This window comes from Photobacterium piscicola, assembly GCF_046058925.1.
Lineage (GTDB): Bacteria > Pseudomonadota > Gammaproteobacteria > Enterobacterales > Vibrionaceae > Photobacterium > Photobacterium piscicola.
In genome coordinates, this window is sequence record NZ_CP175535.1 from 11,102 (window position 1) to 24,514 (window position 13,413).

The following is a 13,413-nucleotide window of genomic DNA, read 5'->3' on the forward strand; positions in this document are numbered from 1 at the left end:
GTTTGCATTTATCACAGTTCAAAATAATAATTATTCTCATTAGTATTCACAAAAATCATTCTCTGTGGGTATCATTATGAGAACTAAACTAAAAATCCTTACACTTTGTGCTGCTACTTTTTGGTCATTAAACTCTTTTGCAGCCGCTTATCCTATTACCGTAACTGATGTGGCCGGGCGTGCTATTACCTTTGACCACCAGCCACAAAATATTGCTCTCTCAACTAGCCGTATTTTTCCTTTACTTGAAATTATTTATCAACAAAATGCAGCCAAACACCTCGTTGCTGCACGCGATGATATGCAGTTTTCTGCACCCAGTATGTATGCCAACTACATCAAACAATATCCTTCACTCAAGCATGTACCTAAAATTGGGTTGATAAAATCAGGTGAATTTGATGCTGAACGGTTCATTAATTTAAAACCAAAACCTGATTTATTTATCGTTGATCTCTCCAATATTAAATTGGCACAAGATAACGGTTTATTAAAAAAATTAAACGCAGCGGGCATTAAAGTTATCGCGGTTGATTTTCGTGAAAATCCAATTAAGAACACTGTAAAATCGGTTGAAACAGTAGCGAAAGCCGTCGGTCGAGAGGCGCAAGGACAAGCATTTGCTCATTATTACCTCACTCATATTGCCAATATTGAGCAAACGTTAGCCCAATCCCCCAATCTGAAGCCCAAAAAGGTCTTTATTGAGCGGGCAGCCGGTTACAGCGATTCCTGTTGTCGCACATTTGCAGGCGGTAATATGGGGGCTTATATTCCGTTCTTAAAAGCGATTAATATTGCAGATAAACCACTGAAAGGTGCAGTAACAGGGCAAATGTCACCAGAAACGGTGATCACAGCTCAACCTGATGTTTATATTATGCAAACCACAGGTTGGATTAATGATAAGGGTCAGCCAACGCATGGCATTCCATTAGGTTACACCCCTAACCCCACCGCGATAAAAATAGCCACATCAGCATTAATGGATCGTAATTGGTTACAAGCTGTCAGTGCTTATCAAACCAAAGATGTTTATTCGATTTATATGCCATTTTATAACTCACCGTATAACTTAGTCGCCATGGAATACTTTGCTAAATGGATCCACCCCAACGTATTTAAAAATCTAAATCCAGAACAGACCTTTGAAGAAATGAATAAGCAATTTGGTCATCGCACAATCAGTGGTGATTTTGGTCAGAATAACTTTAAGGCTATGCAGTAATGACCTCAATTCTACTGGAGTTAAATACTCATAACATTCGTAACCGTAACAAAAAAGTGGCCTTAGCTGTTTTTTTTGTACTCAGTATTATTTGTGTTATTGCGGATATTTTCATTGGCTCACAAGGGCTAAGTTTTACTCAAGTTATCCACGCATTGATCCATCCTCAAACCAGTGATATTGCCAGTAAAATTATTGTCTGGGATATTCGAATGCCCATGGCGTTAATGGCACCATTAATCGGTGGTGCTTTAGCCTTAGCTGGCGCACAAATGCAAACCACATTGAACAACCCCCTTGCCGATCCCTATACTTTTGGCGTTTCAGCCGCCGCGGGGTTTGGAGCATCATTAGTGATCACGAACGCTATTGCGATTCCCTTCATTCCGCCACAATATCAAATAGCGTTAATGGCATTTATTATGTGCTTATTAACCACCTTTTTAATTGCCGCTATTTCATCAGTAAAACGAATTTCAATTGAAGGCGTAATGCTCTTTGGTATTGCGTTAATGTTTGCTTACGATAGCTTACTGACCATGATGCAATACGTTGCCAGTGAAACCCAATTACAAACATTAGTGTTTTGGCAAATGGGGTCACTTGATCGCGGCAGTTGGGCCAAAATTACCGTACTTGCGATCGTATTACCTATTGTATTGGTTATCATGATGAAAGATGCTTGGCAATTATCCACCCTTAAAATTGGTCATGAACGTGCTCAAGCAATGGGAGTAAACGTTAAACGCTTACGTATCAAAACGCTATTATTAGTCTCTGTCATCACATCGCTAGCAGTTTCATTTGTGGGGGCTGTTGGTTTTGTTGGGCTGGTTGCTCCTCATATTGCCCGTATGGTATTAGGCGAAGATCAACGTTACTTCCTACCCGCCTCCTTCCTTGTTGGTGCAGTATTGCTTGAGCTTGCTTCTATTGCTAGTAAAAGCATTATGCCCGGTATTATTTTGCCATTAACCGTCGTGATGTCGATCATCGGTATTCCTTTCTTTATTTATCTGATCATTAAAAAAGGGGGGCGTTTTTAATGGCACTTGCAATTAATGATATTTCAGTCACATTTGACGAGAACGTAATCTTAGATAACTTATCCCTACCCGCCATTGCCTTAGGCGAAATGGTGGCGATTATCGGTAAAAATGGTGCTGGTAAATCAACCTTACTGCGACATATTACCCAAAATCTACGTCAACATTCACATCAAATATTACTGCATGGAAAGCCGTTAACATTAGAGAATATTGGCTACTTACCTCAAGATCACCGTATTTCAGCCACCATTACCGTGGTTGAATTATTGATCACCACGTTAAATATGGGATCACATTCTTTATTTGCTAAAGCGAATAGTGCAGAAAAAAGTTTACAATTATTAAAACAAATGGGAATTTTACATTTAGCCAATAAAGTGTGTACTGAATTATCTGGCGGTGAAAGACAAATGGTAGGGCTTGCGCAAGCCGTTATTAACCAACCGAAAGTGCTGATACTTGATGAACCGACATCGGCGCTTGATATGCATAACCAAATGAAGCTTCTTGATTTTGTAAGAAAATACAGTCAAGAAACTCAAGCTTGTGTATTAATGGTTATTCATGATCTTAATTTGGCCATTCAATATTCAACCAAAGTGGCAGCATTGCACCAAGGCCAGCTTTTTGCTTATGGCGATCCAATAACAACGATTACACCCCCTTTAATTTGGTCGGTATTTGATGTTGATTCACACGTTGCCATTATCGATGATCGGCCAATTGTCGTTGTTAAATCATCAAATAGATCACAGTGAGCCATTTTATTACGCCTCAGTATCCTGAGGCGTAATCGTACATACTAATTAGCTATCACCCAAACAAATTAACCATGGGTTTCCATCACAATTTTCTTCGCCAAAGACATCGCTAGATTATTATCATAATAAGCGGCTTCATTAATAAAATGAGGATACGCTTCGTAATCACCTTGCCAATACACTTCTGTGCCATCAAACAAAGTAAAGATTGGATCACCATTACGTAGCGGTTTAAAATCATTATCTTGCACTGAACGATGTACCATGCCAATACGCTGTCCTTGCTCATCTTCTGGCAATGACAGTGTTTCGTGGTAGCGGAATGCTTCATAGCTTGGAATTAAAGGAATAAGTTCATTGGTATTATGCAGATGAACAAAATCAAGAATATGCGTTGTCATCTCATCCATCCAATCAAGAATATCCTGACGGATCACCGATTGTGGCTGCGGCCCAACTTCAACAATAACGCCCTGTAATGCAATAGTACTAAGGAAATGGTTTTGTTCAACTGGGGTATGATCTTCAAATACGACTACAGCATCAGGCATCTGCATTTTAACATATGCCCCCATCTGACGATTAAAGCTATCAGATTGCAGTAGAATTAAAGAAGGCCCCATATTACTGGTGGTATTGTGTAAATCGATAATAAAATCAATGCGAGCATCACCTTTAGGACCAATCTGTTGATTGATCGCTTTGGCGCGACTCTGTTCATAGCTTGCTAGATCATTATTGGCTAAGTCAGCCAAATTAAATTGACGATTTAAATCATGGTCAATATAACGTTTATTATCATCGTGCGCTTTAGGGTTCGCAAATACGGTTTCAACACTAAAACTATCACGGGTTAATGCTGTTGATTGCTGCCATTTACGTAATAAGTAAATACCACTAAATTCATTGCCGTGCGTACCACCAACAATCGCCACCTTTTTTATTATACTCATCCTTGTGTCCTAATATATTCACTGATAAGTCTTAGTGTACTAACTTTAATCACTTTTGGAAGTCTATTTATTAGACAAAAAAGTGATTATATATCGCTAAATCGGACGAGTTTGCGCCAATTTTAAATAAGAATGAAGTTGATCATTTTTATATTCGATAGCGGAATGAATATTAATATAACGATTGGCGTATACAGCACAGCGATAGCAGTTATCACCTTTAATGATCTCTATCTCGATAACGCCATCAACTAATTGCCACCGTCCTTGAGTATGTAGACGATTAAACAGCGTATATTCATCTAAAGTACCATCAGCATGTAACCGTAATTCAGTGATATAACCAGCACTACACGTTTTAATCCAATATTGTTGATAAATTTCATCGCGTTGAAAATTGCGCTTAGTCTCTAACCATAGGTTCATCACAGGTTGTTGTTCAACCCCTAATACAGGTAATTGATCAATATCAAGTAAGCGTACGCGCTCAGTTTCACGATAAAATAATTGTAATAGTTGCAACGTCTTTTTTTCAAACATCCTTGTTCACCAAATCAGTAGCGCATGTGTTGATCAATAAGCTCTTCTCTTACTGATCTTGAATAGAATTCGATTTTAATAGATAGCGACAATGACGCCTAAAAACTCGTATAATAATGCAGTCAATATTACATTAAATATTCCATTAAACGAACGGCAACAACCTTACTGATTCTTTCTTATTTACATTTGTACTTTGCCACGCAATTGCTTGGTCTGGCCCCGTTGATTTTTCTTATCCATTCTTCGAACTTGAGATCCTTTAGTTGGCTTTGTTGCTCGGCGCGCTTTTTGCACCGTCATTACACTCTGAATCAACTGTTTTAAACGCAATAAGGCTTCTTCTCTATTCATTTCTTGAGTGCGATGTTGTTGGCTCTTTAAAACAATCACGCCATCTTTAGTTATACGACTATCTGATAATTTTAGTAATCGTTCTTTATAAAATTCAGGCAAAGATGACCGCTTGATATCAAACCGTAAATGAATAGCACTTGATACTTTATTAACGTTTTGTCCACCCGCACCTTGAGCACGTATAGCTGTTAATTCAATCTCCCAATCACCTAAACTCACAGCATTAGAAATCACTAGCATCGATATTTACCTCTTTTAACGCTGGTTTTATGTCGGCCAATACTACCACACTCATTACGCTTATAAATATTAACCCAAAGTCTCAACGTTCTAAGCCAATGACTGAATATAAAAATGCCTGATCTATTGATAATAGATCAGGCATTTATTATGTAAATAAAACCCCAAGATTGTACTTATAAATAACAACTAGTATTGTGAGTTAACAACAACCTCTTCACCATAGATACCATTTTTAGCAATAGGACGGTTAGTTGAGTTAGCCGGGCGCATAACACGAATACCCACAGCACCAGCATCACGAGCGGCTGTGATATCACCATCAGAGTCACCGTAATAAACTTTAATATTTTCAGCTTTTATATAAGGTGTCTTAGTATTAGTTGTTTTACTAGAACCTGCAAAAATAACTTTATTCATATGTTTAATACCAAACACATCTTTTAGATATTGTGTGGTGATTTCACATTTTGAAGGATCGCGACCAGTGATAAAGTAAATATCATCGCCACGCTTTTGGTGCATAGCAATTAACTCTTTACCAATTTGTTTTGGAATACTGAATTTTTCCCACTCACAATTCATTTTATCCCAGAATTTTTGATCTTTTAAATAGCTAAAACTGTTTGGAGAAAAGACTTGTTTGCCACGATAAAAACCTGGAGAGCTAAATAATACAGTATCATCAACATCAAAACCTACCGCCATTGGTGGTTTGCCTTTTAATTGCTGAGCAATTTGCTCCACTGTTACCCAATGAACACTTTTAGGCTGTCCCATTTGTGTTAATTGAATAGTGCTATATCCTGTTTCAGTCGCAGGTACTTTTGGCTCAGCCATTACAGAACTAGAAACAAGACTCAAAGCAAGCAAAGAAGAAATAGTAATCGCAGTAAATGTCTTTTTCATTTTAGAATCAATAATCAAAAAAATTGAATTGATAATCTAACGATTCATATTTATATATAAAGTGATAGTTATCACATTAAATCGTTATTTTATCTGGAATATAAGATCCATAAAAAACAAAAGCAAAAAATAACATTTAATTACTTTGATGGAATTTAACTAAATATATTAATATTTACTACTTTTAATTGCTAATAATTGACATTTTACTGAAATAACTTGAACTAAGTTACTTTATTATTACTCTAAATGATATTCTGACCAATAAATATTTATAGTGATTGATAATACGATGAAAAAATTACTTCTACCAATTATGTTAGGTGCATTACTTACCGGTTGTAATGAAACAACAGCCAATAACAGTGACAACTTTACAGCTCAACAAAAAGCACAAATTGAGAAAATTGCAAGTCAATATATTATTAATCATCCCGATGTATTAGTAAAAGCGTCTCAGACATTGCAACAGCAACAGATGCAAGCTCAACAAGTTGAAGCTAAAAAAGTCGTGATTGCAAATGCTGAACAGCTTATAAATGATAAAGCAACACCCTTTATTGGCCCTAAAGGCGCTAAAGTGAATGTGATTGAATTCTTTGATTACCAATGCATGTATTGTTCTAAAATTGCAGATACCGTCAAGCAATTAGAAGAAAAAGATCCAGATGTAAAATTCATATTTAAAGAAACACCTATCTTTGCATCACGTTGGGAAGCATCAAAATATGCTGCCGATATGGGTAATTGGATCTACCAACAAAAAGGTGGCGCAACATACGCTAAATACCATAATGCCGTATTTGCAACAGGTAAAGATGAAGGTAAATTAACCAAACAAGATATTAATAGTATCGCAACAAGCGTTGGTGTTGATGTGTCTAAATTTGATGCAAATAATACCTTTATGAATAACTTTGAGTTATTTAGTAAATTAGGTTTCCAAGGCACCCCTGCATTAATTGTGATGCCAACAAATAATATCACTACCGATAATATTACTATTATTAATGGTTACAATCCTGATGCTCTAGAAAAAGCAATCAGTGATCTACAAGCAAGCACTAAATAATAGCTAAATTGAAACAGAAAACACAACAAGACTTAATATTATGTCTTGTTGTGTTGTTCTTTAAATATGACGTTTAGTAATACTGAAACATCTTTTGAACATCTTTATAATTTTTTGTTTGTGTTAGCGATAGCATTAATAAAATACGTGCTTTTTGTGGATTGAGTGTTCCAGCTGCAACAAAACCATATTTCGCATCATCAATTTCAGCAGCTAGTGTCGTAGAACCTGTAGGAACTCGTGAACTACGTACAACCATTGTCCCCTCTTTACTTGCTTTGGCTAATTCATCAAAAATAGCTTTATACATATTACCGTTACCCACGCCCGCACTGACAATACCATCAAATTTAGCATTCACTAACGCAGTTACAGGTAATGCTGACGCATTGGAGTAATTATAAACGATGCCTACTTTTGGTAAAGTGGTCAGCTTCGATACATCAAAATGTGTTGCTGTTGTATGATGACGCTCAGGCGCACGTTGATAAATAACATCACTATTATGGATATAACCTAACGAACCAAAATTAGGTGCTCGAAAAGTATCAACGGCCGTAGTATTGGTTTTTGTGACATCACGTGCATCTAGCACTGTATCATTCATTGCGACTAATACGCCGCGTCCTTTTGAGTCTTTATCAACAGCCGTCACAACAGCATTATATAAATTAGCTGGACCATCAGCACTCACCGCCGTTGATGGTCGCATTGCACCAACAAGCACGACTGGCTTATCACTGTTAATAGTCAAGTCTAGGAAATAAGCGGTTTCTTCCATGGTGTCGGTACCATGAGTAACAACAACACCATCAACATCATCTTGTGCTAATAGTTCATTAATACGTTTAGATAGAGTAAGCCACACCTGATCATTCATATCTTGCGAGCCAATATTAACAACTTGCTCACCGCTAACATCCGCAATTTTTGTCATTGAAGGTACAGCGTTAATTAATGATTTAATGCCAACTTGGCCCGACGTATAAGCAGACTCTGTTGCTGATTGTCCAGCGCCTGCAATGGTTCCACCCGTTGCTAAAATTTTGATATTAGGCAAATCGGCAGCAACAGACAACGAACTCACACACAAACCAGCAACAAGCATCGCAATACAGACAGGATTTTTATTCATCACTCACACCATAAGTTATATTGTTAATATTTATTTATGGTATAGATAATATTATTAATAGAATATTTTTTTGCGCTGAGTGTCACTATTTATACACAATGAAAGTGATCGTAATCACACAAAAGACACTGAAACCATTAATGAAAACAAAAAACAATCATCATTCAAACACTAATAAAACAGCACGGTAACAATACCACGAAAAAATTATTAAATTGCCGTAAAAGGATCGACATTATAACACTCAATTTGGCATTCATCGCCGACGGCCGTATTAATATATTGTAATAACATATCACTATTTTCCGCTTCCCACACACATTGGAAATACCCTTCTTCCACATAAATAAAAGTTGAGTGCAGCAACATTTTATTGGGTAATGCTTGCTCAAAAAAAGCGATATCATTAATATTTTGTTGCGGGTTAAGGCGTTGATGTTGACTGACAAAAAACATTACCGATACCCTATAAAAATAGTCATGTGTTAAGTGTAGTCATAAAATAGTCAGTTCTTCTCATTTATATCAAACATAGCCTCACACTAGTATATTTATATTGCTACTCAATTTAAGCATATTGGTATATATCAGGTTAATTTAACGCACTGAAATTCGCTGTCATAATTAATTATATGTTAGAAATTATTAATAATTATTTTTACATTCACACTTTTGGATTGTTATTCAAACAACAATGGCAATAATGAGCAAAATAACATCAATGGCTTTTTAATTACTCGATTTTATAAGGGGTTAACAAGCATTTTACTGTATCCTAGAGCTCTTTTATATGCTTGTCGCTATAGTGCGACCAGCTGAACAAATGCTCCTTACTTAGATATTTTTATGCATTTCAACCAAAATATACCAGTACGTTTCCCTAAAGGGATTTTCGCAATGTGGAGTGTTTATAGCTTCACAGGTGCCGCTATTCTTGCTTCAATCGTGTTTTCACTGTTGTTGTTTTTATCTATTGATGACGATCCCTTAATGAAGTTTCTTTTTGGTGGCTTAGCTGTCATTTTTGAATTGGGGAAATTTTTTGCATGGTACGAAGTCGGAGAGCGTAAAGCACGACGCAACTACAGTGGTACCTTCACTGCATTTACTTTTTATGCTGTATTAGCGGCAATTTCTATCGGCGGCTCAGTCGGTGGAATAAACAGTGCCACCAATAAAGCACACAGCGAGGCCAATGTTCAACAAAGTAAGATCAATGCATTTAATATGCAAATTCAAGCCATTGAAAAACAAATTGATCTTAATAATGTCGCCGCAGAAAAATACATCCAAATGGAACGTATTGCTTCTGGTGTTACCCGTATTCAAAAAGAAAATGAAGCATTACGCAAACAGCAACAACAAATAGCGATTGAACGTGATACAACACCAATTGTAGGCCAAGGTTCAGTGCTTGGATTAATTGATAGCCTTGCAACTACCTTCAATGTGAGTAACCAAGCTGCACAACTGGGATTAGTTATTTTCCTATCAGTATTGCTTGATTTTTTTGCTGCTTTTTTTGTTGGGTTGATTGGTGAAGAAAATCGCTTCCGTTACCAATTTAAACGTCAACAGCTTATGTCAGTTAATGGCTATAATCTTCAAGATCAGCCGCAATTATTAACGCATTTTGACCCATCAATGGTAGGAACATCATCCATTAGCGATATTGATGATGCTGATGAGATTATTGTAGAAGAAGTGGAACCAGAGCCACCTAAAACGATGTATGAACAAGCAATTGAAGCATTAAGTAAAAATCAAGTTAATTGCAGTAAACGAGCGGTGAGCCAATTACTCAAACTAACGACCGATGAAGTTGATGCTATTTTTCATCAACTGCTTGATCAAGGGATTGTAAGTAAAAAGCCAAACAATCACTACCAATGGCATGGTATACCACCACTCGCTAACTAAATATTTCTAATCATATTGATGAAAATAAAAGTCCAAAACAACCATCGGTGTTTTGGACTTTTTTATCCCCTAAAAGTGTCAACACTGACATATAATTCACGCATAACTAAGAATTACTATTTTTAATTTAGAAAATTTTACAAATTACGATTTATCTAAAGCACTTCACCATAATTACAGGTAAAATCGCTTCACTTTTTTCAGAAACATGTTTTCTAATGATCACTTTTCTTCGTTTCAAGCAATTTTTTACTCGCTCATTTATTGCTATCAGCACCTTAACCCTCATCGGTTGTGCACAGCCATTATCAACTACAAAAACAGCGACTTACAGTAATGTTGACAACTACAACACCACTTTATTAAAAAAAACATTACCTTATATTCAAGCAAATCCAAATAAAACGGCCTTTTACCCTCTTGGTGATGGCCAAGCAGCGCTACTTGCTCGATTAGCTATTATTGAAAGTGCTCAAAAAACAGTGGATGTGCAATATTATATCTACCGCGATGACGCCACGAGTCATTTACTCACATGGTACTTATACCAAGCCGCAGAACGTGGAGTACGTGTACGTTTACTTTTAGATGATATGCAAAACCGTGATGATCAATTCTTAGCCAATTTATCAGCACATCCTAATGTTGAAGTTCGTTTATTTAATACTTTTGGTAATCGTAGTTTTAAACCATTAAGTTTTTTAACTGATTTTGATCGTTTAAATCGACGTATGCATAATAAAGCAATCATTGCCGATGGTGTCTTTGCCATAACGGGTGGACGAAATATTGGTGATGAATACTTCTCTGCTAATAATAATGTTGAATTTGGTGACTTTGATTTATTAATGATGGGGAAAATTATTCCTCAGGTTTCACGTCAATTTGACGAATATTGGAACAGTAAACCTGCAACACCAATTGAAATGTTAGTCACTGATGCGCACTTGCCAACCGCAGACCAATTGCAGCAATGGAAAAAAGCACAAAAGCAGTATTTAACCTCTGATTATGCACGTTCATTAAAACAACACCCAATGGCAAAAAAATTATCTAACCAAACATTGCCATTTTATTGGGCCGACGCTGAACTTGTTTATGATACGCCTTATAAAGTAAAAAATAGCCAAGATGATTTATTGCTGCATCATTTATCAACCATGATTAGCCAAGCAAAAACTGATTTTTTACTTATCTCTCCGTATTTTGTACCAACAGAAGCGGGAGTAAAAGCACTCGTCAATGCGGCTAAACGTGGCTTAAATATTACCATCGTAACTAATTCATTAGCGTCAAATGATGTATTTGCCGTGCATGGTTGGTATGCTAAATACCGTAAAGAAATGCTTGAGAGTGGGATCAAATTATATGAAATCAAAACCGATCCTAATATTAAGAAAAAGCACTCATGGTTAGGTAACTCTCGCTCAAGCTTGCATGCTAAAACATTTATTATTGATCGTAAAAAAGTCTTTGTTGGATCGTTCAATTTTGATCCTCGATCAGCGTATCTAAATACCGAGCTAGGTGTCATTGTCGACTCTCAAGCCTTCTCTGATATTTTTTATGCTGATTTAGATCAACTTCTAGAAAAAAGTGCTTATCGTTTATCATTAGATAACAATAACGACATTATTTGGACGGATGATATTACTGGTAAACAATTCGATTCTGAGCCAGATAGTAGTTCAATGCTGAAGATAGGAGCGTGGCTGGCTGGCGCGTTACCAATAGAAAAGCACTTATAAAAAAAAGCCCTTCATAAATACCATCATGAAGGGCTTGAAATATACAAAACAGTACTTACTTAGCCTTTGCTACGTAGTGCTGTTTTTTTAGATGCATGCTTTTCAATATATTCGATAATCATACCGGCAATATCTTTACCTGTTGCTTTCTCGATACCTTCAAGGCCTGGTGATGAGTTAACTTCCATCACTAGTGGACCACGTTCTGAACGTAGTAAGTCAACACCAGCAACACTTAATCCCATGATTTTTGCAGCAGCAACCGCTGTCTTACGCTCTTCAGGAGTAATTTTAACTAATGCAGCACTGCCGCCACGGTGCAAGTTAGAACGGAATTCACCTTCAGCACCTTGGCGTTTCATGGCAGCGATCACTTTATCACCGATAACGAAACAACGGATATCAGCACCGCCCGCTTCTTTAATGTATTCCTGCACCATGATATTTGCTTTTAAGCCCATGAATGCTTCAATAACACTTTCAGCCGCTTTACGTGTTTCAGCTAATACAACACCAATGCCTTGTGTACCTTCAAGTAGCTTAATCACTACCGGTGCACCACCGACCATATCAAGTAGGTCTTTAACATCATCAGGCTTACTTGCAAAACCTGTCACAGGCATACCAATACATTTACGTGATAATAACTGTATTGAACGCAATTTATCGCGAGAACGACTAATCGCAACAGATTCGTTAACTGTATAAACACCCATCATTTCAAATTGGCGTAATACTGCTGTACCGTAAAACGTCACTGATGCACCGATACGTGGAATAACGGCATCAAAATCCACTAAATCTTCACCTTTGAAGTGAATAGAGGTTTTTTGAGAATTAATGTTCATATAGCAACGAAGTGCATCAATCACCTTGATTTCATGGCCACGCAGCTCTGCCGCTTCAATAAGGCGAGACGTTGAATACAATGACTGATTACGAGATAAGATACCGATTTTCATTACTATTACTTTTCCTTGCTTTGAATAAGGTAAGAGGCTTCTGGATCAACAATAATACGACCATGCATAGATGTTCGTCCAAGTAACATACGAAATGCCATATTGTCACGACTTGTTAACGATATTTCGATTGGCCATTGTTAACCATTAAAATCAATAGTTGAAACAATAAAGTAGCGCAATTGTTCATCGCCACCAGAGTTTCTTACAACACGTTTGTCAGCAACCTTTGCCATACAAACCTGTTCAATATCCGTGTTATTGTGAATAGGGTGCAGCCAAAATTTCACCCATAGCTCATCATCTTGAGTAAACTCTTCAATTTTGAAAGTATGGAGACAAGAGCTACGTGCTCCTGTATCAATTTTGACATGAATATCATCGACACCAAGATCAGGTAAAGCGGCGATTTCACGCCAACCAACAATAAATTTATTATTTTTATTCACAATTGTTTCTTTATTAATCATTACAATAACCCAACTTCCTAACCAGCTAATTTAGACATTCAAAAATGTAATAAATATAACTGATATCAA

13 protein-coding genes and 1 pseudogene are annotated in these 13,413 nt (G+C 36.8%); 6 read left to right on the plus strand and 8 right to left on the minus strand.

Going from position 1 to position 13,413, the window contains the following annotated elements; genetic code table 11:
- Positions 1-76: 76 nt before the first annotated feature.
- From ACJZU6_RS14715 to ACJZU6_RS14725, 3 genes are read left to right on the plus strand one after another with little or no spacing between them, the layout of a single operon-like run.
- Complete coding sequence (locus ACJZU6_RS14715; RefSeq protein ID WP_408901268.1) at positions 77-1,228, plus strand: ABC transporter substrate-binding protein; 1,152 nt, start codon at positions 77-79, stop codon at positions 1,226-1,228.
- Positions 1,228-2,274, plus strand: a complete 1,047-nt coding sequence (locus tag ACJZU6_RS14720; RefSeq protein ID WP_080155730.1) for an iron ABC transporter permease — start codon at positions 1,228-1,230, stop codon at positions 2,272-2,274. Before ACJZU6_RS14715 ends, ACJZU6_RS14720 begins: the two co-directional genes overlap by 1 nt.
- Positions 2,274-3,035, plus strand: coding sequence for an ABC transporter ATP-binding protein (locus tag ACJZU6_RS14725; protein WP_408901270.1), 762 nt, complete (start codon positions 2,274-2,276; stop codon positions 3,033-3,035). The genes ACJZU6_RS14720 and ACJZU6_RS14725 overlap by 1 nt, the downstream gene beginning before the upstream one ends.
- Positions 3,036-3,103: 68 nt before the next feature.
- Here the strand turns inward: ACJZU6_RS14725 and ACJZU6_RS14730 are convergent, their stop codons facing one another.
- From ACJZU6_RS14730 to aphA, 4 genes are all read right to left on the minus strand, one after another.
- Positions 3,104-3,991: an aspartoacylase gene (locus tag ACJZU6_RS14730; protein WP_107276267.1), complete on the minus strand. Its 888-nt coding sequence runs from the start codon at positions 3,989-3,991 to the stop codon at positions 3,104-3,106.
- Positions 3,992-4,087: 96 nt separating this feature from the next.
- Positions 4,088-4,531 carry a hypothetical protein gene (locus ACJZU6_RS14735; protein WP_080155727.1) on the minus strand — a complete coding sequence of 148 codons (444 nt, stop codon included), beginning with the start codon at positions 4,529-4,531 and terminating at the stop codon, positions 4,088-4,090.
- A 183-nt stretch (positions 4,532-4,714) separates the two neighbouring features.
- Positions 4,715-5,128: an alternative ribosome rescue aminoacyl-tRNA hydrolase ArfB gene (gene arfB, locus ACJZU6_RS14740; protein ID WP_080155726.1), complete on the minus strand. Its 414-nt coding sequence runs from the start codon at positions 5,126-5,128 to the stop codon at positions 4,715-4,717.
- A 189-nt stretch (positions 5,129-5,317) separates the two neighbouring features.
- Entirely contained in the window at positions 5,318-6,037 is a 720-nt protein-coding gene (aphA, locus tag ACJZU6_RS14745; protein WP_080155725.1) for an acid phosphatase AphA, read from the minus strand.
- Positions 6,038-6,329: 292 nt separating this feature from the next.
- Here aphA and ACJZU6_RS14750 point away from each other — a divergent pair, with 292 nt between their 5' ends.
- Complete coding sequence (locus tag ACJZU6_RS14750; RefSeq protein WP_408901271.1) at positions 6,330-7,109, plus strand: thioredoxin domain-containing protein; 780 nt, start codon at positions 6,330-6,332, stop codon at positions 7,107-7,109.
- Positions 7,110-7,182: 73 nt separating this feature from the next.
- Here ACJZU6_RS14750 and ansB read toward each other — a convergent pair whose 3' ends face one another.
- Positions 7,183-8,244 (minus strand): L-asparaginase 2, encoded by a 1,062-nt coding sequence (gene ansB, locus ACJZU6_RS14755; protein WP_080155723.1) that lies wholly within the window; start codon positions 8,242-8,244, stop codon positions 7,183-7,185.
- 210 nt (positions 8,245-8,454) lie between these two features.
- Positions 8,455-8,700 (minus strand): hypothetical protein, encoded by a 246-nt coding sequence (locus ACJZU6_RS14760; protein WP_080155722.1) that lies wholly within the window; start codon positions 8,698-8,700, stop codon positions 8,455-8,457.
- A gap of 390 nt (positions 8,701-9,090) precedes the next feature.
- Between ACJZU6_RS14760 and ACJZU6_RS14765 the strand changes: the two genes are divergently transcribed.
- Both ACJZU6_RS14765 and ACJZU6_RS14770 read left to right on the plus strand, forming a co-directional pair.
- A complete protein-coding gene (locus ACJZU6_RS14765; protein WP_080155721.1) occupies positions 9,091-10,164 on the plus strand; it encodes a Preprotein translocase subunit SecY in 1,074 nt (357 codons plus the stop codon).
- Positions 10,165-10,382: 218 nt separating this feature from the next.
- A complete protein-coding gene (locus ACJZU6_RS14770; RefSeq protein WP_107276265.1) occupies positions 10,383-11,912 on the plus strand; it encodes a phospholipase D family protein in 1,530 nt (509 codons plus the stop codon).
- Positions 11,913-11,971: 59 nt separating this feature from the next.
- On the opposite strand, the gene rimK is transcribed toward ACJZU6_RS14770, so the two are convergent.
- A complete protein-coding gene (gene rimK, locus ACJZU6_RS14775; RefSeq protein WP_408901272.1) occupies positions 11,972-12,874 on the minus strand; it encodes a 30S ribosomal protein S6--L-glutamate ligase in 903 nt (300 codons plus the stop codon).
- A gap of 5 nt (positions 12,875-12,879) precedes the next feature.
- Positions 12,880-13,344, minus strand: a pseudogene (locus ACJZU6_RS14780) (ATP-dependent zinc protease).
- Positions 13,345-13,413: the final 69 nt, after the last annotated feature.

Excerpts from the sequence above, each read along its gene's own strand:
- ACJZU6_RS14715 (WP_408901268.1), top strand. The coding sequence starts at position 77 with ATGAGAACTAAACTAAAAATCCTTACACTTTGTGCTGCTACTTTTTGG.
- ACJZU6_RS14720 (WP_080155730.1), top strand. The coding sequence starts at position 1,228 with ATGACCTCAATTCTACTGGAGTTAAATACTCATAACATTCGTAACCGT.
- ACJZU6_RS14725 (WP_408901270.1), top strand. The coding sequence starts at position 2,274 with ATGGCACTTGCAATTAATGATATTTCAGTCACATTTGACGAGAACGTA.
- ACJZU6_RS14730 (WP_107276267.1), bottom strand. The coding sequence starts at position 3,991 with ATGAGTATAATAAAAAAGGTGGCGATTGTTGGTGGTACGCACGGCAAT.
- ACJZU6_RS14735 (WP_080155727.1), bottom strand. The coding sequence starts at position 4,531 with ATGTTTGAAAAAAAGACGTTGCAACTATTACAATTATTTTATCGTGAA.
- arfB (WP_080155726.1), bottom strand. The coding sequence starts at position 5,128 with ATGCTAGTGATTTCTAATGCTGTGAGTTTAGGTGATTGGGAGATTGAA.
- aphA (WP_080155725.1), bottom strand. The coding sequence starts at position 6,037 with ATGAAAAAGACATTTACTGCGATTACTATTTCTTCTTTGCTTGCTTTG.
- ACJZU6_RS14750 (WP_408901271.1), top strand. The coding sequence starts at position 6,330 with ATGAAAAAATTACTTCTACCAATTATGTTAGGTGCATTACTTACCGGT.
- ansB (WP_080155723.1), bottom strand. The coding sequence starts at position 8,244 with ATGAATAAAAATCCTGTCTGTATTGCGATGCTTGTTGCTGGTTTGTGT.
- ACJZU6_RS14760 (WP_080155722.1), bottom strand. The coding sequence starts at position 8,700 with ATGTTTTTTGTCAGTCAACATCAACGCCTTAACCCGCAACAAAATATT.
- ACJZU6_RS14765 (WP_080155721.1), top strand. The coding sequence starts at position 9,091 with ATGCATTTCAACCAAAATATACCAGTACGTTTCCCTAAAGGGATTTTC.
- ACJZU6_RS14770 (WP_107276265.1), top strand. The coding sequence starts at position 10,383 with ATGATCACTTTTCTTCGTTTCAAGCAATTTTTTACTCGCTCATTTATT.
- rimK (WP_408901272.1), bottom strand. The coding sequence starts at position 12,874 with ATGAAAATCGGTATCTTATCTCGTAATCAGTCATTGTATTCAACGTCT.